At 62.1% G+C, this 25,266-nt stretch carries 21 protein-coding genes; 6 read left to right on the top strand and 15 right to left on the bottom strand.

Annotated elements, in window-relative coordinates:
- Positions 1–73 precede the first annotated feature (73 nt).
- The 4 genes from C1896_09750 to mtnA form a co-directional block, all read right to left on the bottom strand.
- Positions 74–1,171 carry a prephenate dehydratase gene (locus tag C1896_09750; protein ID AZZ45161.1) on the bottom strand — a complete coding sequence of 366 codons (1,098 nt, stop codon included), beginning with the start codon at positions 1,169–1,171 and terminating at the stop codon, positions 74–76.
- Positions 1,171–2,256 carry a 3-phosphoserine/phosphohydroxythreonine transaminase gene (locus tag C1896_09745; protein AZZ45160.1) on the bottom strand — a complete coding sequence of 362 codons (1,086 nt, stop codon included), beginning with the start codon at positions 2,254–2,256 and terminating at the stop codon, positions 1,171–1,173. The genes C1896_09750 and C1896_09745 overlap by 1 nt, the downstream gene beginning before the upstream one ends.
- A gap of 139 nt (positions 2,257–2,395) precedes the next feature.
- Positions 2,396–5,203, bottom strand: a complete 2,808-nt coding sequence (locus tag C1896_09740; GenBank protein AZZ45159.1) for a DNA gyrase subunit A — start codon at positions 5,201–5,203, stop codon at positions 2,396–2,398.
- A 124-nt stretch (positions 5,204–5,327) separates the two neighbouring features.
- Positions 5,328–6,404, bottom strand: a complete 1,077-nt coding sequence (mtnA, locus tag C1896_09735; protein AZZ45158.1) for an S-methyl-5-thioribose-1-phosphate isomerase — start codon at positions 6,402–6,404, stop codon at positions 5,328–5,330.
- Positions 6,405–6,731: 327 nt separating this feature from the next.
- Here mtnA and C1896_09730 point away from each other — a divergent pair, with 327 nt between their 5' ends.
- The 6 genes from C1896_09730 to dnaE2 all read left to right on the top strand — a co-directional run bounded on the left by C1896_09730 (position 6,732) and on the right by dnaE2 (position 14,074).
- Complete coding sequence (locus C1896_09730; GenBank protein AZZ47604.1) at positions 6,732–7,025, top strand: DUF3649 domain-containing protein; 294 nt, start codon at positions 6,732–6,734, stop codon at positions 7,023–7,025.
- A 14-nt stretch (positions 7,026–7,039) separates the two neighbouring features.
- Positions 7,040–8,536: a hypothetical protein gene (locus tag C1896_09725; GenBank protein ID AZZ45157.1), complete on the top strand. Its 1,497-nt coding sequence runs from the start codon at positions 7,040–7,042 to the stop codon at positions 8,534–8,536.
- Positions 8,533–8,856 (top strand): DUF3325 domain-containing protein, encoded by a 324-nt coding sequence (locus C1896_09720; GenBank protein ID AZZ45156.1) that lies wholly within the window; start codon positions 8,533–8,535, stop codon positions 8,854–8,856. Before C1896_09725 ends, C1896_09720 begins: the two co-directional genes overlap by 4 nt.
- Positions 8,857–8,967: 111 nt before the next feature.
- Positions 8,968–9,585, top strand: coding sequence for a DNA lesion error-prone repair protein ImuA (locus C1896_09715; GenBank protein AZZ47603.1), 618 nt, complete (start codon positions 8,968–8,970; stop codon positions 9,583–9,585).
- Positions 9,586–9,587: 2 nt separating this feature from the next.
- Positions 9,588–11,000, top strand: a complete 1,413-nt coding sequence (locus tag C1896_09710; protein AZZ45155.1) for a DNA repair nucleotidyltransferase — start codon at positions 9,588–9,590, stop codon at positions 10,998–11,000.
- On the top strand, positions 10,997–14,074 hold the full coding sequence (gene dnaE2 / locus C1896_09705; protein AZZ45154.1) for an error-prone DNA polymerase: 3,078 nt from the start codon (positions 10,997–10,999) through the stop codon (positions 14,072–14,074). Before C1896_09710 ends, dnaE2 begins: the two co-directional genes overlap by 4 nt.
- 27 nt (positions 14,075–14,101) lie before the next feature.
- Here the strand turns inward: dnaE2 and C1896_09700 are convergent, their stop codons facing one another.
- The 11 genes from C1896_09700 to C1896_09650 are packed head-to-tail and all read right to left on the bottom strand — an operon-like array spanning position 14,102 to position 25,263.
- Positions 14,102–14,362: an oxidase gene (locus C1896_09700; GenBank protein ID AZZ45153.1), complete on the bottom strand. Its 261-nt coding sequence runs from the start codon at positions 14,360–14,362 to the stop codon at positions 14,102–14,104.
- Positions 14,359–15,006, bottom strand: a complete 648-nt coding sequence (locus tag C1896_09695; protein AZZ45152.1) for a cytochrome c oxidase polypeptide III — start codon at positions 15,004–15,006, stop codon at positions 14,359–14,361. Before C1896_09695 ends, C1896_09700 begins: the two co-directional genes overlap by 4 nt.
- The gene (locus C1896_09690; GenBank protein ID AZZ45151.1) at positions 14,993–16,618 is read right to left on the bottom strand and encodes a cytochrome c oxidase subunit I; all 1,626 of its coding nucleotides are present in this window, start codon (positions 16,616–16,618) and stop codon (positions 14,993–14,995) included. Before C1896_09690 ends, C1896_09695 begins: the two co-directional genes overlap by 14 nt.
- On the bottom strand, positions 16,615–17,640 hold the full coding sequence (coxB, locus tag C1896_09685) for a cytochrome c oxidase subunit II (protein AZZ45150.1): 1,026 nt from the start codon (positions 17,638–17,640) through the stop codon (positions 16,615–16,617). The genes C1896_09690 and coxB overlap by 4 nt, the downstream gene beginning before the upstream one ends.
- Positions 17,630–18,442: an SCO family protein gene (locus tag C1896_09680; GenBank protein AZZ45149.1), complete on the bottom strand. Its 813-nt coding sequence runs from the start codon at positions 18,440–18,442 to the stop codon at positions 17,630–17,632. The genes coxB and C1896_09680 overlap by 11 nt, the downstream gene beginning before the upstream one ends.
- Positions 18,439–18,873, bottom strand: a complete 435-nt coding sequence (locus C1896_09675; protein AZZ45148.1) for a hypothetical protein — start codon at positions 18,871–18,873, stop codon at positions 18,439–18,441. Before C1896_09675 ends, C1896_09680 begins: the two co-directional genes overlap by 4 nt.
- The gene (locus C1896_09670) at positions 18,870–19,880 is read right to left on the bottom strand and encodes a hypothetical protein (protein AZZ45147.1); all 1,011 of its coding nucleotides are present in this window, start codon (positions 19,878–19,880) and stop codon (positions 18,870–18,872) included. The genes C1896_09675 and C1896_09670 overlap by 4 nt, the downstream gene beginning before the upstream one ends.
- Entirely contained in the window at positions 19,877–20,398 is a 522-nt protein-coding gene (locus C1896_09665) for a cytochrome C (GenBank protein AZZ47602.1), read from the bottom strand. The genes C1896_09670 and C1896_09665 overlap by 4 nt, the downstream gene beginning before the upstream one ends.
- The gene (locus C1896_09660; protein ID AZZ45146.1) at positions 20,398–20,925 is read right to left on the bottom strand and encodes a DUF3341 domain-containing protein; all 528 of its coding nucleotides are present in this window, start codon (positions 20,923–20,925) and stop codon (positions 20,398–20,400) included. Before C1896_09660 ends, C1896_09665 begins: the two co-directional genes overlap by 1 nt.
- On the bottom strand, positions 20,918–22,306 hold the full coding sequence (locus tag C1896_09655) for a hydrogenase (protein ID AZZ45145.1): 1,389 nt from the start codon (positions 22,304–22,306) through the stop codon (positions 20,918–20,920). Before C1896_09655 ends, C1896_09660 begins: the two co-directional genes overlap by 8 nt.
- A complete protein-coding gene (locus tag C1896_09650; GenBank protein AZZ45144.1) occupies positions 22,303–25,263 on the bottom strand; it encodes a molybdopterin oxidoreductase in 2,961 nt (986 codons plus the stop codon). Before C1896_09650 ends, C1896_09655 begins: the two co-directional genes overlap by 4 nt.
- Between the last annotated feature and the right edge of the window lie 3 nt (positions 25,264–25,266).

Raw genomic sequence — 25,266 nt, 5'->3', positions numbered from 1 at the left:
CCTCAAGCTCACGCGGCCTGCGGCAAGATAAAGCCATTGCGCCTGGCATATGGCTTGCCGCTGCCAGCTGTTTTTAGAGTACCGCTTTCGGATAAGAACCCAGCACCTTCAGCGCCACGGCTTCGCGGCCGATTTTCTCCAGGACATCCTTGATCAACGGATCCTGATGATGGCCGATGCAGTCGATGAAGAACACATAAGTCCATTTGCCGCTTCGCGACGGCCGCGTTTCGATCCGCGTTAGATCGATGCCGTTGGAGTGGAACGGCATCAACAGCTCATGCAGCGCGCCCGGCTTGTTACGCATGGAGACGATGATCGAGGTCTTGTCATCACCGGTAGGCGGTACTTCCTGACTGCCGATGATAAGGAAACGCGTGGAGTTATCCGGGCGGTCCTCGATCTTCTCGGCAATCTTGCTCAGGCCGTACAACTGAGCCGCCATGTCACCTGCTATGGCTGCGGAATTCCACTCGCTTTTGACCCGCTTGGCGGCGTCGGCATTACTGGAAACCGCCACGCGCTCGACGTTCGGGTAGTGCGCATCGAGCCATTTGCGACACTGCGCCAGCGACTGTGCGTGGGAATAGATACGGGTGATGCGATCCGTCTTGGTCGTTTCGCCAACCAGCAGATGATGATGGATGCGCAGCTCGACTTCGCCGCAGATGACGATGTCGTGTTCGAGAAAACTGTCGAGGGTGTGGTTGACCGCGCCCTCGGTGGAGTTCTCCACGGGCACAACGCCGAAATTGACCGCACCGGCGACCACTTCACGGAACACTTCGTCGATCGCGGCCATCGGTTTACTGATCACAGCCTGACCGAAATGCTTGAGTGCCGCGGCTTGGGAGAAGGTGCCCTCCGGCCCGAGGTAGGCGACCCGCAGCGGTTGCTCGAGCGCCAGACAGGACGACATGATTTCGCGGAACAAACGCGCCATTTCCTCGTTGTCCAGCGGCCCCTTGTTCAACTCCATGATGTGCTTGAGCACCCAGGCTTCACGCTCGGGGCGATAGAACACCGCCTCCTCACCTTCTGCCAGCGCAGCGGTCTTAACCCGAGCCACATCCTGAGCGCAGCGAGCTCGCTCGCTGATCAGCTCGAGAATCTTCTCGTCGAGACTGTCGATGCGTACACGCAGCGCCTTCAGCCGGTCGACATCGCTCATCAGCCGTGCTCCTTCTCGAACTCGCGCATGTAGGCGACAAGTGCCTCGACCGCATCCAGGCCGACTGCGTTATAGATGGAGGCACGCATGCCGCCCACCGAACGGTGACCTTTGAGGTTGAGCAGACCGCGCGCATCGGCACCGGCGAGGAATGTCTTGTCCAGCTGCTCGTCGGCGAGCCTGAACGGTACGTTCATCCAAGAGCGAGCGTTGGTGGCGATCGGATTCGAATAGAAATCGCTGGAATCGATGACGCCGTAGAGCAGATCCTTCTTGGCGCGGTTGCGCTGTTCCATGGCCTCGACGCCGCCCTGCTCCTTCAGCCACTCGAACACCAGGCCCGAGAGGTACCAGGAAAAAGTTGCAGGCGTGTTGTACATGGATCCGTTATCGGCAGCGACTTTGTAGTTGAGCATCGTCGGACAGCTTGAGCGCGCACGACCTAGCAAGTCCTCCCGAACGATAACCACCACAAGTCCCGACGGACCGATGTTCTTTTGCGCGCCAGCATAGATCAGGCCGAAGCGGGATACGTCCAGTTTGCGAGAAAGAATGTCCGATGACATATCAACGACAAGCGGGGTATCGCCGACCTCAGGCACCCAGTCGAATTGCAAGCCGCCAATGGTTTCGTTACTGGCGTAATGCAGGTATGCCGCATCAGCGCTGAGTTTCCATTCATTCTGGCCGGGGATCGCGAAATAGTCGTATGGCTTGGCACTCGCGGCTACGTTGACGTGGCCATAACGCTTGGCTTCTTCGATGCTCTTGCGCGACCAAATGCCGGTATCGATGTAATCGGCGACACCGTCTTCTGGCAGCAAATTCAGCGGAATCTCAGCAAACTGCTGGCTGGCGCCACCCTGCAGGAACAGCACCTTGTAGTTCGAAGGAATGCTCAGCAGGTCGCGCAGATCCTGCTCAGCCTTCTCGGCGATCGCCGTGTACTCGTCACTGCGATGGCTCATTTCCATCACCGACAGGCCCCGACCTTGCCAGTCAAGGAGTTCGGCCTGGGCGCGTTGCAATACGGCCTCAGGGAGCGCGGCCGGGCCAGCGCAGAAATTGAACGCGCGTTTGCTCATCTTCGTTCTCTCAAAAACGGTCGATACCTTGCTCGCTCCATTCGGACCCAAGGGCCCGCATGGGTGCTCGCTATTCCTTAACTGCAGAGAGGCATACAACGAAACGACGGCGAGCCTAAGAGGCTACGCCGTCGTTTGATTAGCCCTCGTCGTCGGTGGGCACTACATCTGGCGGAACGTCACCGCCGCCACCCAGCAAATCATCTTCGCTTGGCTCGGTGCTGACTACTGGCATTTCCTTATCCAGCGCATCCTCATCGATTACCGCCTCGATGTCTTCCAGAACGTCTTCCTCAGAGGGTTCTTGTACCCGTTCAAGACCGACAAGGTGTTCATTCTTGCCTAGCTTGATGAGGGTGACGCCCTGCGTATTGCGTCCCAGCGACGACACCTCGTCGACACGGGTACGCACCAGGGTGCCTTGATCGGAAATCAGCATGATTTCCTCGCCTGGCTGCACCTGGACGGCACCAACCAGCGGCCCGTTACGCTCGTTCGAAACCATGGCGATTACGCCCTGGCCGCCACGGCCACGACGCGGGAACTCAGCCAAGACGGTGCGCTTACCATAGCCGTTCAGGCTCGCCGTTAGGATCTGGGCATCCGGCTCGGGGATCAGCATCGAAATCAGGCGCTGACCTTCAGGTAGGCGCATGCCGCGTACACCGCGGGCGGTACGACCCATGGTACGGACGTGCTTTTCCTTGAACCGGATAACTTTGCCGCCGTCGGAGAACAGCATCACCTCGCGCGCACCGTCGGTTACGGCAGCCGCGATGAGAGTGTCACCCTCCTCCAGGCCCAGTGCGATCAGACCCACGCTACGCGGGCGGCTGAATTGCGATAGCGGCGTCTTCTTCACGGTGCCCTTCGCAGTCGCCATGAAGATGTAGGTACCAGTAGGCTCATCCACCGAGTCATCGGTCTCGTCACCCTCGATTGCCTCTTCGACATCATCGCTTTCGCTGATGATTTCGGCGTCCTCGATATCCTCGTCACCGTTCAGCTGTTGCTGACGTGCCGCCTCGATATCGACCTGCAGCATCGCGGTTATATGCTCGCCCTCGGTCAGCGGCAGCAAGTTCACCAGCGGACGACCGCGCGATGTGCGTGACGCCTCAGGAATCTCATAGGTCTTGAGCCAGTACACCTTGCCCTTGCTGGAGAACAGCAGCAGCGTGGTGTGGCTGTTGGCGACCAGCAGATGCTCAACGTAGTCCTCTTCCTTGACCCCGGTCGCGGCCTTGCCACGACCACCGCGACGCTGCGCCTGGTAGGCGGCCAGCGGCTGTGATTTGGCATAGCCACCATGGGAGATAGTGACGACACGCTCTTCTTCGGTGATCAGGTCGGCCAGCGTCAGGTCCAGGCGCACATCGAGGATCTCGGTGCGGCGCTTGTCGCCAAAGTCCCGCTTGACGCCTTCGAGCTCCTCGCGGATGACCTCCATCAGACGTACCGGGTTGGTCAAGATGCGGATCAGCTCGCCAATCTGAGTCAGAATCTCCTGGTACTCGCTGAGCAGCTTTTCATGCTCAAGGCCAGTCAGGCGATGCAAGCGCAGATCAAGAATGGCCTGCGCCTGTTCTGGTGACAGGTAGTACTTGCCGTCGCGTAGACCGTACTGCGGATCGAGGCCTTCCGGGCGGCAGGAGTCGGCACCGGCGCGCTCGACCATCGATTCGACAGCGCTGGATTCCCAGGCTTCGGCAATCAGCGCTTCCTTGGCTTCGGCTGGCGTCGGTGAAGCCTTGATCAGCGCAATCACGGGATCGATGTTGGACAGCGCTACAGCCTGCCCCTCGAGAATATGTCCACGTTCACGCGCCTTGCGCAGCTCGTAAACGGTCCGACGGGTGACGACTTCGCGGCGATGGCGAACGAAGGCTTCGAGCAGCTCCTTGAGGTTCAAGGTACGTGGCTGGCCGTCGATGAGGGCCACCACGTTGATGCCGAACACGCTCTGCAGCTGGGTCTGGGCGTAGAGGTTGTTAAGAACGACCTCAGGCACCTCACCACGGCGCAGTTCGATGACCACGCGCATGCCGTCCTTGTCGGACTCGTCGCGTAGCTCGGTGATGCCTTCGAGCTTCTTTTCCTTGACCAGCTCGGCGATCTTCTCGATCAGTCGTGCCTTGTTCAGCTGATAAGGCAACTCGGTGATGACGATCTGCTGACGGCCGCCAACCTTGTCGATGTCTTCGATGATCGAGCGGGCACGCATATAGATGCGCCCGCGACCGGTGCGGTAGGCCTCGACGATGCCTGCACGGCCGTTGATGATGCCCGCGGTTGGGAAGTCCGGCCCCGGGATGAACTGCATGAGTTCATCGATGGTGATGTCGGCGTTTTCGATCAGTGCCAGGCAACCATCGATGACTTCACTGAGGTTGTGCGGCGGGATATTGGTCGCCATACCGACGGCAATACCACTGGAGCCGTTGACCAGCAGGTTCGGAATCTTGGTCGGCATGACTGCCGGGATCTGCTCGGTGCCGTCGTAGTTGGGCACCCAGTCGACGGTTTCCTTGTCCAGGTCCGCCAGCAGCTCGTGAGCCAGCTTGGCCATCCGCACTTCGGTGTATCGCATGGCGGCTGCATTATCACCGTCCACCGAACCGAAGTTGCCCTGGCCATCGACCAGCATGTAACGCAGCGAGAAAGGCTGCGCCATCCGCACGATGGTGTCGTAAACCGCCGAGTCACCGTGGGGGTGGTATTTACCGATCACGTCACCGACCACACGGGCGGATTTCTTGTACGGTTTGTTCCAGTCGTTGCCCAGCTCGCTCATGGCAAAAAGCACACGGCGATGCACAGGCTTCAATCCGTCGCGCGCATCCGGCAGCGCACGACCGACGATCACGCTCATGGCGTAGTCGAGGTAGGACTGCTTGAGTTCGTCTTCGATATTGACCGGGAGGATTTCTTTGGCCAGTTCGCCCATGGAAGCCTGGTTCCTTGTAGTCAGCAGGGTCCTGCGATTAAGCGCGGAATGGTATCACAGCTGGGGAGCCACAGGCTCCAGGATGCACATCCTGGAAGATATGTCCGGGATATGCATTGCCAATTCAGTGGAGCCGCTTGCGGCTCATTAGCGCGGCGAGCTTGGCTGCATTTGGCCGTTCGACGATGCCTTTCTCCGTGACGATGGCATCGATCAGGTCGGCAGGGGTGACATCGAACACTGGATTAAAGACGTCGACATCCGCCGCAAACCGCTGACCGTTGACCTCCAGCAGCTCATGCCCGGCGCGCTCCTCGATGGGAATGTCATCACCTGACTCCAACTCCATATCGATGGTCGAACTGGACGCCACCACCATGAACCGTACGCCATGATGCATGGCCAGCACGGCAAGCTGATAGGTCCCGATCTTGTTGGCGACGTCACCATTGGCGGTGATCCGATCGGCACCGACAATGACCCAGGTGATGCCGCGCGTCTTCATCAGGTGCGCCGCCGCCGAGTCAGCGTTCAGCATGACCGGCACGCCCTCGCCGGCCAGCTCCCAGGCCGTCAGCCGAGAGCCTTGCAGCCAGGGACGGGTTTCATCGGCGTAGACGCACTCGACAAGCCCTTCCAGATGCGCGCCACGAATCACGCCAAGTGCAGTACCGAAGCCACCGGTCGCGAGCGCACCGGTATTGCAATGAGTCAGCAGGTTCTGCGGATTGCCCTGATGCTTGCGGATCAGGTCGACGCCGAACTGCGCCATGGTCAGATTGGCTTCGCGATCACTGGCATGAATGGACGCCGCCTGAGCCTCGGCAGCGGTCAATGGATCCTCGCCAGGCTTCAAGCGGTCGAGGCGCTCACGCATTTGATTCAGCGCCCAGAACAAATTGACGGCGGTCGGACGCGAGGCAGCCAGTATTTCGAAATCGGATTCGAGTGCCGCGCGCCAGTCTCCACCTTCGGCGAGTCGGGCTCTGAGCCCCATGGCCAGCCCGTACGCAGCACTGATGCCGATGGCGGGCGCGCCACGCACGACCATCTCGCGGATCGCCGTAGCGACTGCTGCAGCAGAATCATAGGTATGCCACAGCTCTTCCAGTGGCAGCTTGCGCTGGTCAAGCAAACGCAGCTGTCCGCCCTGCCATTCGATGGCCTTTACCTTTTCCGCGGCCAACAAACGTTCGCGCATGGCATACCTCTTTTAATTAGCAGCGACCTGAACGAGCGATCTGGCGCTGGATCAAGGTCGAAAAACAAAGAAGCCCGGTCGCTTTCAGGCCGGGCTTCTTCGCTTCAATAGATTGGGACGGCGAACCGATTACTCGCCTTGCACCGTTTACCCGGCGCGAATCCTAATCGACTGATTTTGCTAGCACAAGCAAAGACGGATAGCGGCCATTGACCGGACACGATGCTTCAACCAGATCGCAGCGTCAGGCTGCTTGGCTCCTGGTTATTACAAATCAAACGGATTCGCATTAACATGCACGTCTACCATCCGCGGATAGACCATGTCATGAAGCGTTACCCCCCCCTCCCATTGGATCTGGCCGGACGCATCACGGCCGCTTTGTTCGGCGGCTATGCGCTGGCATTCGGCTTTACCGCCTTCCTGTCCGTTTACTTGCCCTTGGCGCGAGCGGATCGAGTGGTTACGGCCAGTCTGCTGTGTTTTGCCGTCTGGGTAGCCGCCGTCATCTATACCTTTGCGGCCCGCAGCGCCTTGCGGGCCTGGCTGTGGCTGGGGGGGCTGACAGTCCTGCTCTGCCTGGCTGCCTATCTGCCTGTTGAATGGAGGAGCCGACCGTGACCTTACGTCAATCGATGGCGGGGCTGCATACCTGGGGCGGACTGCTGCCCAGCTGGTTACTGTTCGTAATTCTGTTCGCGGGCACGCTGGCCTGTTTCGACAAGGAGCTCGAACGCTGGACGCGCCCGGCCCTGCACGTGCCCGCAACCAGCAGCATCGAGGCGGATAACGTCAGACAGTGGCTGAATGCCAACGTCGAAGGTCCCCTGCATGCTTACTGGCTCCATGGCCCGACCGAGCGCGAGCCTTATTGGAAGCTGGGCTGGGAGAAAGATGGCACGGGCGAACGTGGGCGTGCCGTTTTCGATCCCGCCACCGGTAAACCCATGCCGGACACCCTGGGCGGTGAGTTCTTCTTCACCCTGCACTACAACCTGCAGGCGGGCACGATCGGCATGTATATCGTCGGCCTGGCCGGCATGTTCATGCTGGTCGCGCTGGTGTCCGGGATCATCGTTCACAGGCGGATATTCAAGGATTTCTTTACCCTCAGGCCGCAAGCCAACGGCCAGCGTGCCTGGCTCGATGCGCACAACCTGTTCGGAGTGATCGGCCTGCCCTTCCATCTGGTACTGGCCTATACGGGCGTCGCCATTTTTGTCGCGACCTACATGCCGGCCGGAGCGATGGTGGCCTATGACAGTGATCCGCTGACTTTCTTCGAGGAGATCCAGGGCGGCTATCACCGCAATGAAATGAACAAGCCCATAGGTGAACTCACCTCCCTGGACGGTTTGATCAACGATGCCCGTCAGCGCTGGAATGGCGGCGAGCCGGGCTGGTTGATCGTAGAACACCCGTTCGACGCCTCGGCAGTGGTCAGCATTCGTCGGCTTGACCCTTCACGCATCGGCTCGCCACAGGACACCCTGAATTACGACGCAACCACTGGCGAGATGCTCCACCAGCAACAGGCACCTGCCACTTACGAGGCCTATATGTGGCTAGTCGGTTTGCACATGGCTCAATTTGGCGGGCAGATCGTTCGACTTTTCTATGGCCTGATGGGGCTGGCCGGCTGCGCAATGCTGATCGCAGGTTCAGCAGTCTGGCTACGCAAGCGTGAAGCTCGGCAGTCGAAGGGGATACAGGTGGTACGCGCGCTCAACGGCGCGGTCTTTTTCGGACTGCCCATCGCATCGCTGACACTGCTCTGGGCCAATCGTCTGTTGCCAGACACCCTGCCCGACCGAGCGGCAATCGAAGGCTGGTGCTTCGCTTTGAGCTGGTTGGCGGTGGCAGTTTTCGCCTGCATCGGACACGGCCAGCCGGCACGATTGAGCCGTCAGTTGTTCGCCGCGCTAGCGATTCTCGCCCTCGGCCTGCCCGCGCTGAATGCCATCGTGGCTCCGCAAGGACACCTTGTTGCGAGCCTGACGCGAAGCGATATGACGCTCTTCGGCATCGACCTGGTATTGCTTGCCGTCGGGTTGGTGTGCGGCTGGCGAGCCCTCGCCCGGCCAGAGACGCGACCGGCACGTGAGAGGCGCATGCAGGAGGTTTCGCCATGACGCTACTTGCTTTTGCCTTGGCTTACATCGGCATGCTTGCGCTGTGCCTGGCGATGCCTCGCCACCATCGTCAACTGTTCAATCGCGCGCCGAGCCTCCTTCAGCAACGTGGGCTGCGCCTGTTGGCAGGCGGCTTGCTGGTTGCCATCGTCCTGCTGGATGTCGCAGCGCTGGGATGGGCCATCGGTCTGGTGGTCTGCCTGGGGCAACTGATGTGCGCCGGGGTGCTGGTAGGCCTGATGCTCGCCTGGCGTGAGCGCATGGCAGTACCCATGGGCGCTGCACTGGGTTTGATAGGGACGCTAAACGCTCTGATGTGAGCTGGGCCGTATAGACCCTGAGTCGATGACGTTCATCACATCGACTTGACCCGCGTTCGGGCAAAGCAGAATACTGTATCCATATACAGTATTCTGGATTTGCTGTTCATCATGTCTTCCGTTGTCTCCCTTGATCGATTGCTCGATGCGCGCCAGCTATGGCGCGGCCAGCCAAGCATCGTCTCGACCAGTAACCAGCCGACCGGCCATCCCACCCTGGACGCCGCCTTGCCCGGAAGCGGCTGGCCGGACTCGGCACTGAGCGAGCTGCTGATCGCCACCACCGGCATCGGCGAACTGCGTCTGCTCTGGCCCACCCTGGCACGGTTGACCAGTGCCGGCGAACGGGTAGTACTGGTCGCACCGCCTCACCTGCCCTTCCCTCATGCCTGGCTCGCTGCCGGGGTCGATCTGCGCCAACTCAGTCTCGTTCAGGCGCACGGACGCGACGCCTTATGGGCGGCGGAACAGTGTTTGCGTTCAGGCAGTTGCGGTGCAGTGCTGTGCTGGCCACAGCAGGCCGATGACCGCGCCTTGCGTCGCCTGCAGGTGGCCGCCGAGACCGGACAGACACTGGCCTTCGCCTATCGCTCTTTACGCGAAGCGGTAAATCCCTCGCCAGCGGCATTGCGGTTGGCAGTCGAAGCTCGCCCGGCTCAAGTGCGTATTCTCAAGTGCCGCGGCGGACTGGCGCCCGTCCAGCCAATTTCTGCCGTGGGATGGCAGTGAGCATGCTCTGGGCCTGCATCCTGCTGCCGCAACTGGCCATGGACGGTGTGCTGCGTAGCCGCCCCGATGCCGAAGCGCCACTGGCACTATTGAGCGGTACACCACAGCGCCGCGTACTACAGGCGGTCAATCCGGCGGCGCGGGCACTCGGGTTAAAAGCAGGGCAATCATTGGTTGCCGCTCAGGCGCTGACCCGAGGATTCGAGACAGCCGAATACGACCTGGCCTCGATCGAACGCTGGCAGCAGTTCCTCGCCGCCTGGGCTTACGGCTTCAGTTCGCAGGTCAGTCTGCACTACCCGCGCTGCCTGCTTATGGAAGTGCAGTCCAGCCTCGGCCTGTTCGGCCCCTGGCCTCGCCTGGAAGCGCGTTTGCGCACGGAGCTGAGCGCATTGGGCTTCGGACATCGCATCACGCTGGCACCCAATCCGGCCGCCGCGCGGGTACTGGCTAACGTGTATGGCAGCTTGGCCGTGACGGACACCCAGACGCTGCATCAGGTACTGGCTGATCTGCCGGTAGATCGCCTCGGCTTGCCACGTGATGTGTCCCACGCCTTGGCGCGCATGGGCTTGCGCACCTTCAAGCAACTACTGGCGCTGCCTCGGAACGGTCTGGCAAAGCGCTTTCCGGCAGAAGCCCTGAGACACCTCGACACCCTGCTGGAGCATCGCCCACTGGCTCTGAATTTCTACCGCCCGCCCGACCGCTTCGATGCGCGTATCGAGCTGAACTTCGAAGTCGAGTCGCACCCGGCCCTGCTTTTCCCGCTGCGCCGTCTGACGGCCGACCTCGCCGCTTACCTGGCAGGCCGCGACAGCGGGGTCCAACGATTCACGTTGCATCTGGAGCACCGCAGCCTCCCCGAGAGCCAGCTACCGATCGGCCTGCTCAGTGCCGAGCGCGACCCGGCCATGCTATTCGAGCTGACCCGCGGTCGCCTGGAGCATCTGCAGCTTCCAGCACCGGTGCTGGCCATACGACTGCTCGCAGACCAGCTGCCAGCCTTCGTCCCCGAGCATCGCGAGCTTTTCGATGAGCGACCGCAACAGTCATTGCCCTGGGAGCAATTGCGCGAGCGGTTGCGAGCCCGATTGGGCGACGCCGCCGTGCAGGGGCTTGCTGCTCGCGCCGACCATCGCCCCGAATGCGCCTGGCGACCGCAGCATGCAGCCCACCTTGAGCTGCCATCGACCACAGCACCCCGCCCCGGCTGGCTGCTGAGCGAAACTAAACCGTTGCATGAAGCTTCGCTGCGCATCCTCTCTGGCCCCGAGCGTATCGAATCGGGCTGGTGGGACGGTGGCGATGTGCGCCGCGACTATTACCTGGTGGAAACCCGCACGGGCCAACGCGGCTGGGCCTTTCGCTCAGTCACGGGAGGGCCGTTGATGTTGCACGGCTGGTTCGCATGACGCCCGAATACGCCGAACTGCACTGCCTCTCCAACTTCAGTTTCCAACGGGGCGCCTCCAGCGCCAAAGAGTTGTTCGAGCGCGCCGCACTGCAGGGCTATCGGGCCTTGGCAATTACTGATGAATGCACCCTGGCCGGCATCGTCCGCGCCTGGCAGGCGTCCAAGGAAACAGGCCTGCCGCTGATTGTCGGCAGCGAAATGCAGATCGAGAACGGCCCGAAGCTGCTCATGTTGGTCGAAAACCTGCTTGGGTATCAGCGCTTGTGCCGGCTGATTACTTGCGCAAGACGTCGCGCCGAGAAAGGTCAGTACCAGCTGCTGGCCGATGACCTGAGCGAGCCCTTGGATGGGCTGTTGGCCATCTGGATCACTCCCCACTTCGATGCTGACGCGGAAGGTCTCTGGCTGCGCGAACGCTTTCCAGCACGCCTCTGGCTGGGCATCGGACTGCATCGCGGGCCGGATGATGAAACGCACCGGTGTCAGTTGCAGGGACTGGCCAAGCGCGTGGGCATACCCGCGGTGGCCTGTGGCGATGTGCATATGCATGCCCGTGGCCGGCGCGCCCTGCAGGATTGCATGACCGCGATCCGCCATCACCTGCCTGTAGCCGAGGCCGGGCGCCACTTGTTCCCCAACGGTGAACGCCACCTGCGCCGGCGCGAGGAACTGGCCCAGCTGTATCCACCCGAACTGCTTGCCGAGACATTACGTATCGCCGAACGCTGCCAGTTCAGCCTTAAAGAGCTGAAGTATCAGTACCCGCACGAGCTGGTACCCGCTGGCCACAATGCCAGCTCCTGGCTGCGCAAACTGGTCGAAGATGGCATGAGATGGCGATGGCCGGCAGGCGTAACGGACAAATCGCGTGCGCTGGTCGAACATGAACTGCAGCTGATCACCGAACTGCATTACGAAAGCTACTTTCTCACCGTTCACGACATCGTCCGTTTCGCCCGCGAACGCCACATTCTGTGTCAGGGTCGCGGTTCGGCAGCCAACTCGACGGTGTGTTTCGTACTGGGCATCACCGAACTCGACCCCTCGCACAGCCGGCTTTTGTTCGAGCGTTTCCTCTCGCGCGAGCGCAACGAGCCGCCGGATATCGATGTCGACTTCGAGCACGAACGCCGCGAAGAAGTGATCCAGTATGTGTTTCGCCGCTACGGTCGCAATCGCGCCGCACTGACGGCGGTGGCGAGCTCCTACCGCGCCACCGGCGCAGTGCGAGACGTAGCCAAAGCGCTTGGCCTGCCGCCGGATCAGATCAATGCCCTGGCCGAATGCTGCGGGCGCTGGAGTGAGCACGTACCTGATGACGCCCGACTTCAGGAAGCCGGCTTCGACCCCAGCAGCCCGGTGTTGCGCCGAGTAATGGTGCTGACCAATGAGTTGATCGGCTTTCCTCGCCACCTTTCACAGCATCCGGGCGGGTTCGTCATTTCCGAATATCCGTTGGATACCTTGGTGCCGGTCGAGAACGCCAGCATGGCCGACCGTACCGTGATCCAGTGGGACAAGGATGATCTCGATGTGGTCGGCTTGCTCAAGGTCGATGTACTGGCGCTCGGCATGCTCAGCGCGCTGCGTCGTTGTTTCGATCTGATCGCCCGCTATCGCGGTACGCAGTGGACCATTGCCACACTGCCCAAGGAAGACCGGCCGACCTACGAGATGATCAGCCGCGCCGACACCGTGGGCGTTTTCCAGATCGAATCGCGAGCGCAAATGGCCATGCTGCCGCGGCTGCGTCCCCAGACGTTCTACGATCTGGTGATTCAGGTCGCCATCGTGCGACCCGGGCCGATTCAGGGCGACATGGTTCACCCCTACCTGCGCCGGCGCAATAAAGAAGAGCCGGTGGAGTATCCCTCTGATGAACTGAAACCCGTATTCGAGCGCACCCTTGGCGTGCCGCTGTTTCAAGAGCAAGTGATGGAGCTGGCAATCGTCGCCGCTGAATACACCGCCGACGAAGCCGACAAGTTGCGCCGCGCCATGGCCGCCTGGAAACGACACGGCAGCCTCGAGCCGCACCGTGTGAGATTGAGCGAACGCATGCTCGCCCGTGGCTACAGCGCAGAATTCGTTGCACGGATCTTTGAGCAGATCAAAGGCTTCAGCAGCTACGGCTTCCCCGAATCCCATGCGGCCAGCTTCGCCCTGCTCACCTATGCCAGTTGCTGGCTCAAATGTCATGAACCAGCCGCCTTCGCCTGCGCACTGATCAACAGCTGGCCGATGGGCTTCTACAATCCCGATCAGATTCTCCAGGACGCCCGTCGCCATCAACTCGAGATCCGCCCACTGGACGTCTGTCACAGCGGCTGGGATTGCAGCCTTGAGCCGACCGACACCCATCAGCCAGCAATCCGTCTGGGGCTGCGCCTGGTACGAGGCTTTCGCCAGGAGGATGCGCGTCGAATCGAGGCGGCACGTCAGCAGCAAGCCTTTGTCGGTATCGATGACCTGTGCCTGCGAGCCCGACTGGATGCCCGTGCGCGGGAACAGCTGGCCGACGCCGGGGCGCTGAAAGGACTTGTCGGGCATCGTCATCAGGCTCGCTGGGCGGTGGCCGGCTTCGAGCCGCAGCTGCCGCTGTTCGCTGATCAGGTCCAGACCCCGGAGGCAGCGGTGCCTCTGCCCTTGCCCTCGGTCGGTGAAGAGTTGATGACCGATTACGCCACCCTGGGTACCACGCTTGGCCCACACCCGTTGGCCTTGCTGCGTGACCAGCTGCGAAGCCGACGCTGCCGCAGCTCGCGCGAGCTGGTCGAAGTCGAACATGGTCGGCTGGTCAGCGTGGCCGGTCTGGTTATTGGTCGCCAACGCCCGCAGACCGCCAGCGGCGTCATCTTCGTCACCCTTGAAGACGAGTTCGGCATGATCAACGTAGTGGTCTGGCACGACCTGGCCGAGCGGCAGCGACGGGTATTGATACAGTCCCAAATGCTTCGAATCGATGGGCACCTTGAATCGGCAAACGGCGTGCGTCACGTCATCGCCGGACGTCTGAGCGACCTCACCCCAATGCTCACCGGCCTCGACGTGCGCAGCCGGGATTTTCAATAACCCCGAGTATCACCATCGATCAGCAGACTAGCCCCCGCGCGTCAGTAGATCGGCCAGCGAAAGGGTGAACATGAACACCAACCAGAAGCCTGCGCCCAAGGCGAAGAAGCGAACCAGTGGGGAATGCGCACCAAGCTGGGCCAGGCCGAACAGCACCAACAGGGCCTGCCCCGCCGCACAGATCAACGCGACCATCGCCCATTGTGGGAACTGGATGGCTATCGTGGCGCTGATCGCCAGTAACGCCAGCAGCCCGGCATAGATCAGCACCAGCTTGCCCGCCTTCATGCTGCCCTCCCGACCAGATACAGCGACGGATACAGAAAAATCCAGATCACATCGACCATGTGCCAGTACAGGCCGACCATTTCCAGCGTGATCGCGCGCTCCGGCAGCTTCATATGAGCGAAGTGAATGCGCCCGACCATGCCCAGCACGATCACCACCGCAAGCGTCACGTGTACCGCATGCAGCGCGGTAGCGAAGAAATAGATGTTCATGAACAGCCGCGCGGCGGGGTCCTTGAGCGGAGACTCGCGGCCTATGCCGGGCAACAGTCCTTCATGGTATTCCCAGCCGTATTCGAAGAACTTCACCGCCAGAAACGCCAGACCGAAGAAAGCACTGAGCAACAGAAACTGCTGTACCCGACGATAGTTACCCAAGCGCGAAGCCTGCACCATCAGGCTCATGCACAGGCTGCCGCTGAGCAGCAGCGCGCTGTTGAAACCCGCCAGAATCGAGTGCAGATGATGCACCGCTTCACTGACTGCAGCCGGGTGCTGCAGACGGTAGTAGTAGATGACCAGGAACAGCGCGCCGAACATCATGATTTCGGTGGCGAGGAACAGCCACATGCCCAGAAAGCTCGCTTCGCGCTGCTGGGCGGCAGTCTGGTATGGCTCGGCCAAATACCCGTCACGATCGGCCATGGGTTGCCTCAGGTGGGTAGTCGTACGCCTCGAAGTCGACGATCGGGGTCTCGAGAAAATTGTGCTTGGGCGGCGGCGACGAGGTGCGCCATTCTAGCCCGGCTGCGTCCCAGGGATCGTCATCCGCCAGCGGCCCGTAGCGCAGCGACCAGAGCAGGTAACAGAACGGCATGACGTAACCCACCGCCAGCACCCCAGCCCCAGCGGACGACAGCACATGGAGGAACTGAAAATCCTCCGGATAACTGTGGTAACGCCGCGGCATCCCGAGATAGCCGAGCAGGAACTGCGGGAAAAACGTCAGGTTGAAGCCGCAGAAGATCATCACTGCCGCAATCTTTCCCCACAGCTGCGAGTACATCCGCCCGGTCATCTTCGGCCACCAGAAGTGCAGCGCGCCGAAGAACCCGGCCACCGCTGCGCCGACCATGATGTAGTGGAAGTGCGCGACCACGAAGTAGGTGTCGTGCACATGGACGTCCGCGGCCAGCAGCGCGAGGAAAAGCCCGGTAACGCCGCCGATGACAAACAGACCGATAAACGTCAGCGCATAAAGGAAGTGCGCGTCGATGGTCAGATTGCTTTTGTAGAGTGTGGCGGTCCAGTTGTAGACCTTGATCGCCGAGGGGATCGCCACCAGGAAGCTGAGCAGTGAAAAAACCATGCTGGCGTACATCGACTGCCCGGCGACGAACATGTGGTGGCCCCAGACCATGAAGCCGATCACCGCGATTGCCAGACTGGAATAAGCGACGAAGGAATAGCCGAAAATGCGCTTATGCGCCGCGGCCGTGATCAGCTCGCTCATTACGCCCATCGCCGGCAGAATCATTATGTACACCGCCGGGTGGCTGTAAAACCAGAACAGGTGCTGAAACAGCAGCGGGTCGCCGCCCAGGTTGGGGTCGAACACGCCAATGCCGAACAGGTACTCCGCCGCCACCAGCAGCAGCGTGATGGCCAGCACCGGCGTAGCCAGCACCAGAATCACCGAGGTGGCATAGAGCGACCAGCAGAACAGCGGCATGCGGAACCAGGTCATGCCCGGCGCCCGAAGCGTATGAATGGTGACGATGATGTTCAGCCCCGTCAGGATCGACGAGAAGCCGACGATGAAGACCCCAAGAATCACCGCCACCACATGCCCATTGCTGAACATCGTCGACAGCGGCGTGTAAAAGGTCCAGCCGGTATCTACCCCCCCGATCAGCAGCGCATACAGCGTGAAGAGGCCGCCACCCACCAGCAGGTACCAGCTGAACAGGTTGAGCTTGGGGAAGGCCATATCCTTGGCGCCGATCATGATCGGAATGAGGAAATTGCCGAAGACCGCCGGGATCGACGGAATCAGGAAGAACCACACCATGACCACGCCGTGCAGGGTGAAGGTGCGGTTGTAGCCGTCGGGACTCAACAGGTCGCCATCGGGTGTCACCAGCTCGATGCGCACCAAAGCGGCAGCCAGGCTACCGAGAAAGAAGAACGCCGTGACACCGATCAGGTAGAGGATCGCGATGCGCTTGTGGTCCGTGGTCAGCAGCCAGGTGCGTAAGCCATGCTCATCGGCTAGGTAACTGGGCGTACGGTCGGCGGCCGGGTTCTTCTGGCTCAAGGTATCGTCTCCTCTGGCGTCGGGCTGCGCGGGCTGTCGGCATGCGGTTCGCCCTGCCCGCGCTCTTCAACCTTGCCGGGGGCCTGGCCACCCTCACCCAGCGATTTGATGTAGGCAGTCAGGCGCAGCACGCCTTCCTCATCGATCACATTGGCGAAGCTCGGCATGATCGATTCGTAGCCGGCTACGATCTGCTTGTGCGGCAGCAGGATGCTGTCACGGATATAGGCCTGATCGGCCACGACAAAACTGCCGTCTTTCAATGCCACCCGACGGCCATAGAGTCCCTCGAGTTTCGGCGCTTTGGCCACGGCGGCCGGGCCATGACATCCGCTGCATCCGAACTGGCGAAACAGCACCTCGCCCTGCTCAGCCAGGGACTCGCTGGCACCAGCCTGTGACAGCCAGCGCTCGTATTCCTGTGGCGGCTGTACGATCAGCGTGGCGAGCATCTTCGAATGGTCGGTGCCGCAGTATTCGGCACAGAACACCTCGTAGCGCCCGGCTTCGGTGGCGTTGAACCAGAGTTCGGTATAGCGCCCTGGCAACAGATCCTGCTTGATGCGCAGGGCCGGGAAATAGAGGCTGTGAATGACGTCTTGAGAGATCATGTTCAGCCGTACCGGGCGCCCTACCGGCACGTGCAAGGTATTGATCTCGCGCTGGCCGCCGGGATGCTGGAATTTCCACATCCATTGCTTGGCAACGACCTGAATTTCCATCGCATCCACCGGCGGCGTGCGCACTTCGTAGTAGAGCTTCGCCGAGACCAGGTAGATGATCATCGAGCCGATGAAAGGCAGCACGATCCAGGTCATTTCGACCTTCATGCTGCCGCGCGGGCGGTGATCGCGAGGCACTTTAGTGCCCTTTCGATAACGTATCGCGAACAGAATCGTGAGCACGAACACCGGGACGACGAAGATCGTCATCATTCCGGTGAAGGACCAGATCAGCCAATCGATGCTGCTCGCGTGCTCGGAGGCGGTTTGCGGCCACAGGCGCAAAAAGTCATCGTTCATCGCCGCCCTCCCGCTTGCGTCGCTCGCGCCACAGCGACAGCCCGATGAAACCCAGCAGTGCCAACGCCGTGCCGGTGCCGCCCACCTGCAGCGCACCGATGACCCAGTTGTCGTAACCGCCAGTCCGCGGGTTGTAGTGGTAACAGAGCAGCAGTAACTGATCGCTGAAATCGCCGACCCGCCCTTCGCCGGCATCGGTCAAGGCCAGACGCAGATCGTTGGGCTGATAACCGAGCCCGTACAGCCACTGCACCAGCTTGCCAGACGGGCTCAGCGTGGCGATGGCCGAGGCATGCGCATATTCCTGAATCTCGGCATCCCAGCGGTAACGAAAACCCAGCGCATCGCTGACCCGGCGACTCGCCGATTCTGGCCCCGTGAGCAGGTGCACGGCCTGCGAACCGGCCAGCGCTGGCCAGCGTCGGACCAACTTGTCTCGCTCGGCTCGGGCATCGGCTGGTGTCTCGTGCGGATTGAAGCTATAGGCGATCACCACATAATCCTTACCGAGTTCGAAGGGCACCGAGCCGAGCAGGTTGAACAGGCTCGCCAACTGCGACCCGCACACATTTGGGCAGCGGAAATACACCGGCACCAGCACTGCTGGCCGGCCATCGAGCAGTTCAGCAAGGGTGACCGACTCGCCACTATCGTCAGTGAAACGCGCATCCAGCGGCACCTGTGCACCGGGCCGCGAATCGATGCCGGCGGCGACGAAAGGATCGAACGGCTCGGCGGCGCGCACCGCGGCTGCCAGCACAAACGACAAGGTCGCGGCGAGGATCAGCAGCAGGCGACTCATCGGGGTTCCGCCCTTTGTTTGGCCTGTTGCAGGCGCACAGCCTGTTCACCGCTGGGCTCAACCGGCGCCGGCCAACCGCGTTCGAGCAACAGGACACGAGCCCGCTGGAGCGGAATGCGCGCGACGCCAGCCTCACGGTCGACCCATGCATAGCGGCTCAGGCGTTGCTGGGCCTCAAGGATCACCTCTGGGCCATTGCCTAGCGCTTGGGTTTCCAGCCGTGGCTCCGGCGGAATGATTCTGTCGCGTTCTAGCCCCGACACCGGCGGTTCGGGTGTCGTGTGGTAATAGCTGAGCAACAAGCCAACAGCAGCCAGCGATACCGCCAGGGCGATAACCAGGCCGAAGCCAATCATCAGCAATACCCTGACCTTGGCGTCGTGGTGCTCGAAGCCGTCTTCCTTCGAGCGCGGATCGACCGGCACGCTCATGCGGACCTCCTGGGCAAGATCAGCAGCGTCATCATCCCGGCGCCCGCAGCCGCCGCGGCGAACAGCGCCAGAGCGCTCGCCAGCCCACTCAAGCCTGACAAGCTGGCCATACTCAGCCAGGCGCCTTCAGCCAGGCCCAGCAGCAGTGTGCTGCCAGCCAGTATCGCCAGCGGTACCCGACGCCCTGAGAGCGGCCACCAGGTCGCGATGAAGACCAGGCTCTGCAGCGCCACCAGCCAAGTCAGCAACGGCCAATCGCGGGCACGAATCTCATACCAGCGAACCTCCTCGGGCAGGTTGCCGTACCAAACGATCAGGTACTGCATGAAGTGCAGATAGATCCAGGCCAGCGCCGCAGCCGACAGCAAGCCACGCAGCACACCCGGGCGGGGCGCGCCGGCAAACAGGCTGAACAGAATGCAGGCAGCGATCCCGGACAGCATCAGCCGGCCGAGCCACAGCAGCCCGAAGATGCTGGACGCGAAGTGCGGCTCCATTGATTGCGCCCAGTCAAAGGCCGCCAGCGACACACTCAACACCGCGGCGATCAGCCCCAACCCGGCCCCGGCCGGGTTGCGCAGCGTCGTCGGCAACAGCCAGCGCGCCAGCGCCCACCACAGCCCGACATAGAGCAGCCCACGTACGAGGAAACTGGGCCACCAGAGCCAAAACCCGCGAAAGCCGTCGCTGTACTGGTGCATCCACTCATAAATCAGCCCGGCGCCAAGCAGCCCCGGCAACACCAGCACCAGCAGCGCAGGCATGGCCCGGCTGGCGATCAGCGTCCAGGGCCAAAGCTGATCGCGAACGCTGCCACTGACCGATGCCAAAGCGAGGCCCAGTGTCAGCGCCCCGAGCGGAATCCCCGCCAACCCCAACAGGCTCGCCACACAAGCGGCCAGGGTGTCGCGCGGCGCCAGCAGCAGCCCGATGCCAAGGCCGACGCCGCCGATGGCCAACGCCGCCCAGGCGATGGTGCGTGGACTCATGGATGTAACGGCGCTCATGGCAAAGCCTCCAGAGCGCGACGATCAGGCTCGGGGAGCTGCTTGACCTCGGCCGTGCGCGCCAACTGCAAGGCGCGTATGTGCGCAACGATTGCCCAGCGATCTGCCGGCCGTACCCGCGCGGCGTAGCTGTACATCACGCCGTAGCCATCGGCGATGACCTCAAGGAAATGGCGATCAGGTGCCTGCATCAGGCGCGGCTTGGCAAAGTCCGGGGGTTGCGGAAAGCCGCGCTTGACCACCGTTCCCAGACCAACACCGGCCAAGCCGTGACAAGGCACGCAGTTGATGCGGTAGCGCTCTTCTCCGCGCGCCAGCAGTTCTTCGGTCAACCGCGGACGCTCGGCCAGAACCGCCTCCCATGACAGCTCGCCACGGGCTACCGTGCCTAACGGTGGCGCCTGGTTCACCTTGCCGTCCGGGAAAAAAAGGCTGGACTCCTGGGCGTCGGCACGCGGTTGTTGCGCCATCTGATCGCAGCCGCTGAGCAGCACGATGAAAACGATCAGCCAACGCATCAGGCAGGCACCTTGCTGACCGACACGGCCCGCTCCGCCAGCCATATCGCGGTTTCCGTCTCGCTGAACAGCGGGTCGTCCGCGCGAATACAGAGTAGAAAGCGGTCGTCCGTGGCGCGCTGGAACGCCTCGGTTTCGAACAGCGGATGATGCAGCAGCGGCAGCCGGCACAGGAACAGCAGGCCGAACAGCGCACCCAGCGCGCCACCGGTGATGGTCAGCAGAAAGGTGATGACGGCGAAGCCCTGCAAGGCGATCAGAGGCCGGCCGCCAATATCCAGCGGGTAACTCAGATTGGCGTATATCTGCATGCCCAATCCCAAACCGCCACCGATCAGCGCACCGAGGATGCCGGCCCAGTAGGCACGGTTGCTGCGCTGGCCGAGCACCGGTTCCAACTCCGACAGCATGAACGGGCTGTAGGCCTCCATCCGTGTGTAGCCTGCCTCTCGCGCCGCGCGGGCTGCCTTGATCAGCGGCTCAGGATGGGCGAAATCGGCCAGAAATCCGTAACAGCGCTCAGTCATCGGCTCCTCCCCGATAGCGGTGCAAGGCCTCTTTGACTTCGAAGGTGGACACCATCGGCAGCAGGCGCATGAACAGGCTGAACGGCACGAGGAACAGCCCGAAGGTACCGATGAACAACGACCAGTCCCAGAACGTCGGGCTGTAGCCTTGCCAAGTGGCTGTCAGGTAATCGCGGGTGGCCGGCACGACGATCAGCATCCAGCGCTCGCACCACATGCCAATCAGGACGCCGACCGCAATCGCCAACAACGCCTTGCCGTTGCGTCGCACCTGCGGCCACCAGAGCGCTTGCAGGCAGATCAGGTTGAAGAAGATCGCCGTCCACCAGCTCCAGGCCATCGGCCCGGCCAGGCGCGCCATGGTCACGGTAATCTCGTGTTCCTTGCCTGAATAGAAGGCAATGAAGATGTCCGCAAAATAGCCATAGGCGGTCATCCAGCCGCTGGCGAGCAGCAGGATGCCGAGCACATCCAGATGCTTGACGGTAATCAGCAACTGCCAGCCGAAGAATCGGCGCAGCCCCAGCGCGATGACGATCACCAGCGCAAAACCGGAAAAGATCGCGCCAGCGACGAAGTACGGCGGGAACACCGTCGAGTGCCAGCCGGTTTCCGGCGACAGATCGAGCAGAAACGAATAGCCGCTGGAGACTGCAAACACCAGCGGAATGGCCAGCAGCGCAATGAATCGGTAGGCCCGCCGCCAATGTGCCCAGTGCGAAGAAGCGCCCCGCCAGCCAAGCGCCAGCAGCCCGTAGAAGATCTTGTAGCGCCGCTTTCGAGCGTGATCGCGGGCCGAGGCGAAGTCCGGAATCGCGCCGATGTAGATGAATATCAGCGAGACGAGCAGGTAGCCAAGCACGGCAAAGAAGTCCCACGACGTCGGGCTCTTGAACTGCGGCCACAGCTCCATGGTGTTGGGGTACGGAGCGCTCCAATAGAACAGCCAGGGCCGCCCCAGATGCAGGATCGGGTAGATACCGGCGCACACCACCGCCAGCAACGTCATCAACTCAGCCATGCGGTTGAGCGAGTTGCGCCACGGCCGGTTGAGCAGCAACAGCATGGCCGAGATGAAGGTGCCGGCATGACCAATGCCCAGCCACCACATGTAATTGAGGATGGGCAAGCCCCAATTGACCAGGTTGTTGTTGCCATAGACGCCAACGCCCTTCCAGACCACCACGATCGCCGAGGCGACGAACAGCCCCAGCAGCGAACATCCGAAGATGAACAGCGCCCACCAGGCACGGCGATACGGGGCGAAGTCGACCGGAACGGTGAGTACCCGGTCCGAAACCTCGCCGAGCGGCATCTGCCTCGGCAAGAAGTGCGGTGTATCGGCGCCCTGGTAGCGCGGTTCGGCGTCGGCGGGGCTCATGGCTCGTCCTCGACGATCTTCGGCAATTCAACCACGCCCAGGTAGGTGGTCTTGGGTCGCGTGCCCAGCTCCTCCAGCAGCCCATAGTGGCGCTTGGTATCGCGCCCTTCACGGACTCGAGCGCCCGGATCGGACAGATCGCCGAAGACGATCGCCTGGGTCGGGCAACTCTGCTGGCAAGCGGTCTGTACCTCGCCGTCGGCGACCGGACGATCCTCGATCCGTGCCGCGATGCGCGCCTCGCTGATGCGCTGGACGCAGTAGGTGCACTTCTCCATGACGCCGCGCGAGCGCACCGTGACGTTGGGGTTGCGCTGATGCTGGATCGAGGGCTCATCGTCGGCAGTCCAGTCGAACCAGTTGAAACGGCGCACCTTGTAGGGGCAATACGACGCACAAGTGCGGGTACCGATGCAGCGGTTGTAGATCTGTTCGTTGAGCCCATCCGGCCCGTGCACCGTGGCGTTGACCGGGCAACCAACCTCGCAGGGTGCCTGCTCGCAGTGCATGCAGGGCACCGGCTGGAATGCCGATGACTCGGGTTCGGCTGGATCGCCCTTGTAATAGTGATCGACCCGCAGCCAATGCATGTTGCGGCCCATAGCGACCTGTTCTTTGCCGACCACCGGAATGTTGTTCTCGGCTTGGCAGGCGACGATGCAGGCGTTGCAGCCAATGCACTGATCGAGGTCGATGGTCATGCCCCACACCGGCTCGCTAGGCGGGGTCGGCGGGTAGAGGGTTTTCGCTTGCTCAAAGAGGTAAAGCGGCTCTGTCGGCACCTTGCGGTAAGCCTCATCACGCGGCTCGCTCTTGATGGCTTCCTTCCCATGCGGGATGTGATGCGACTGGGTGGTGGCCAGCGGAAGAAATTCGCCGGTCTTCTCCAACCTTGCGCCGCGACGCAGCCAGGGATCGCCGGCCGTGCGCAACGGTGCAATGTCATAGCCCAGACGGTCGGCGACACGCCCGGCGCGGGTGCGGCCATAACCCGCGTAAAGACTGAGCGTGCGTTCGGCGTGGCCGGGCATGATCCAGGCCGGCCCAATCACCACGCGGCGACCGAGCGTGACCCGGACCAGATCACCATTCGACAGCCCGTGCTCTTCGGCCAGCTTCGGCGCCACGCCGATGACGTTGTCCCAGGTGAGCTTGGTGATCGGCTTGGGCAGTTCCTGTAACCAGCCGAGGTTCGCCAGCCGTCCGTCCCACACACTGGGGTCCGGAAGAAAGCGCAGGGTCAGCCCCTCCTCTAGGGCCGGCTCAGCGTCCCAGATGGCGGGCGCTGCCTCGATGGTCAACGGAGGTAACGCAGTGTTTTCGATGAAGCCACGCTCCAAAGCCTGTCGCCAGGCGCTCTCGTCGAGCGACTGCCAGGTCTTGCGCAGTTCAGAGCGTCCATCGGGGTTGAGATCGCCCTGCATCAGCGCCAGCACCTCGGATAAGGTGCGGCTGCTATAGAACGTGCGCACCAGCGGCTGACCGAGGCAGACGCTGCCATCGGCGGCGCGCGCGTCTTGCCAGCCATCGAGGTCGTGGGTCAGCGGGAGATGCCAGTGGCAGTAGGCCGCCGTCTCGTCGTAGTAGAGCCCGGCATGAATGCGCAGCGGAACCTCATCCAGCACCTTCTCCAGCTCGAGATCTGCCGCAGCGGTGTCGACGGGGTTGCATTCGAGCATCAGCAAGGCCTCGACTTGATCGTCGCGAATTGCCTCGACCAATCCCGGCAGGTCGCCCAGACGTTGACTACCCGCCTCGAGCCAGACCACCGGATCGCTGTACGTCAGCGTCTTGCCGACGTTGCCCAGCCGCTGGTTGAGCCGGTGAACAGCCGCCTGCACGGCCACTGGCGCGCGTTCGCCAGCGGTAATCAGACAGCGCCCGGCGCGGGCTTTGAGCTCGTTCGCCACGGCCTCGATCCAGCGTTGACGTTCGACCGGCAGCGGCTGGGCCGGCCCGTCGCCCTCGCCTAGCGCGGCTGACAACGCCTGAACGTAAGCTTGCAGCGTCTCCGGCTCGATGCGTTTGCGCTCGCTGGCCTTGGCACCGGTAAGCGTCGGCACCGATTCGACGACGAGCAGACGTGCTTCGCCTTCGCCCTTCGCCGCCAGTCGCTTGCGCTCACCCCAGCGGACCGCGTGCGGCAGCTCGCGAGGTCCGAGGCCGAGCCAATCGTGTTCGAAACTCAACACCCATTCGGCCGCGTCGAAGCGATAGTGCGTCTCGAGGGCACGGCCGAAGGTGCGCTCTGCCGTTCGATAGTGATCGCCCTCGAAGGGTTCGTGTCGATAAAGCCTCGCCTCGGGCCAGCGCTGCAGCATTTCGCTGAACTGGCGCTGCAATGTCGGTGAGCTGGTGGCACCGATAAGCACGTGCAGGCCGCGACCAGCCTTCCCGTCAAGCCGTTCGGCCAGGCGGCTGGCTTCGAGCTGGAAGCTGTCCCAGGTCGCAGCGCCCCCCTTGAAGCGCGGCGCTTGTGAGCGATCAGGGTCATACAGTTGCAGGATGGCCGCCTGGATAGTGGCCGTGCTGGCACCCCGGCTGACCGGATGATCGGGATTGCCTTCGAGTTTGGTCGGCCGGCCTACATGCGTGCGGCCAAGCACTGGCTGGGCGTAGCCGGCGAAGGTCACCGTAGTGGCATACCACTGCGCTTCGCCGGGGATGATTTTTTCCGGTTGAAGCACATAAGGCACGCCCTTCTCTGGCTCGCTGCAGCCGGCCAGCCCGGCCATTGCCATCGAGGCACCCATCACCTGCAGGAAGCGCCGACGGTCCATTTGCGGGGCGATCGATGGGAATTCGGCCTCGACGAACTCGGCAAATGCCGGTTCGCCGGCCAGTTGTTCGAGGCTGCGCCAGTACCCGGCCCCGCGCTCGCCTTCCAGACGCTCGCGAATCGCTGTCCAGTCGAGGGGCGCAGGGTGTTGTGGGTCGGTTTCGTCTCGAATATGCATGGC

It is taken from the genome of Pseudomonadaceae bacterium SI-3, assembly GCA_004010935.1.
In the GTDB taxonomy this organism is placed as follows: domain Bacteria; phylum Pseudomonadota; class Gammaproteobacteria; order Pseudomonadales; family Pseudomonadaceae; genus Stutzerimonas.
This window is presented reverse-complemented; position numbering and strand designations above follow the sequence as displayed.

What these genes read in the sequence shown, in the direction of transcription:
- C1896_09750 (AZZ45161.1), bottom strand. Translation starts at nt 1,171, where the DNA reads ATGAGCGATGTCGACCGGCTGAAGGCGCTGCGTGTACGCATCGACAGT.
- C1896_09745 (AZZ45160.1), bottom strand. Translation starts at nt 2,256, where the DNA reads ATGAGCAAACGCGCGTTCAATTTCTGCGCTGGCCCGGCCGCGCTCCCT.
- C1896_09740 (AZZ45159.1), bottom strand. Translation starts at nt 5,203, where the DNA reads ATGGGCGAACTGGCCAAAGAAATCCTCCCGGTCAATATCGAAGACGAA.
- mtnA (AZZ45158.1), bottom strand. Translation starts at nt 6,404, where the DNA reads ATGCGCGAACGTTTGTTGGCCGCGGAAAAGGTAAAGGCCATCGAATGG.
- C1896_09730 (AZZ47604.1), top strand. Translation starts at nt 6,732, where the DNA reads ATGAAGCGTTACCCCCCCCTCCCATTGGATCTGGCCGGACGCATCACG.
- C1896_09725 (AZZ45157.1), top strand. Translation starts at nt 7,040, where the DNA reads ATGGCGGGGCTGCATACCTGGGGCGGACTGCTGCCCAGCTGGTTACTG.
- C1896_09720 (AZZ45156.1), top strand. Translation starts at nt 8,533, where the DNA reads ATGACGCTACTTGCTTTTGCCTTGGCTTACATCGGCATGCTTGCGCTG.
- C1896_09715 (AZZ47603.1), top strand. Translation starts at nt 8,968, where the DNA reads ATGTCTTCCGTTGTCTCCCTTGATCGATTGCTCGATGCGCGCCAGCTA.
- C1896_09710 (AZZ45155.1), top strand. Translation starts at nt 9,588, where the DNA reads ATGCTCTGGGCCTGCATCCTGCTGCCGCAACTGGCCATGGACGGTGTG.
- dnaE2 (AZZ45154.1), top strand. Translation starts at nt 10,997, where the DNA reads ATGACGCCCGAATACGCCGAACTGCACTGCCTCTCCAACTTCAGTTTC.
- C1896_09700 (AZZ45153.1), bottom strand. Translation starts at nt 14,362, where the DNA reads ATGAAGGCGGGCAAGCTGGTGCTGATCTATGCCGGGCTGCTGGCGTTA.
- C1896_09695 (AZZ45152.1), bottom strand. Translation starts at nt 15,006, where the DNA reads ATGGCCGATCGTGACGGGTATTTGGCCGAGCCATACCAGACTGCCGCC.
- coxB (AZZ45150.1), bottom strand. Translation starts at nt 17,640, where the DNA reads ATGAACGATGACTTTTTGCGCCTGTGGCCGCAAACCGCCTCCGAGCAC.
- C1896_09680 (AZZ45149.1), bottom strand. Translation starts at nt 18,442, where the DNA reads ATGAGTCGCCTGCTGCTGATCCTCGCCGCGACCTTGTCGTTTGTGCTG.
- C1896_09675 (AZZ45148.1), bottom strand. Translation starts at nt 18,873, where the DNA reads ATGAGCGTGCCGGTCGATCCGCGCTCGAAGGAAGACGGCTTCGAGCAC.
- C1896_09670 (AZZ45147.1), bottom strand. Translation starts at nt 19,880, where the DNA reads ATGAGCGCCGTTACATCCATGAGTCCACGCACCATCGCCTGGGCGGCG.
- C1896_09665 (AZZ47602.1), bottom strand. Translation starts at nt 20,398, where the DNA reads ATGCGTTGGCTGATCGTTTTCATCGTGCTGCTCAGCGGCTGCGATCAG.
- C1896_09660 (AZZ45146.1), bottom strand. Translation starts at nt 20,925, where the DNA reads ATGACTGAGCGCTGTTACGGATTTCTGGCCGATTTCGCCCATCCTGAG.
- C1896_09655 (AZZ45145.1), bottom strand. Translation starts at nt 22,306, where the DNA reads ATGAGCCCCGCCGACGCCGAACCGCGCTACCAGGGCGCCGATACACCG.
- C1896_09650 (AZZ45144.1), bottom strand. Translation starts at nt 25,263, where the DNA reads ATGCATATTCGAGACGAAACCGACCCACAACACCCTGCGCCCCTCGAC.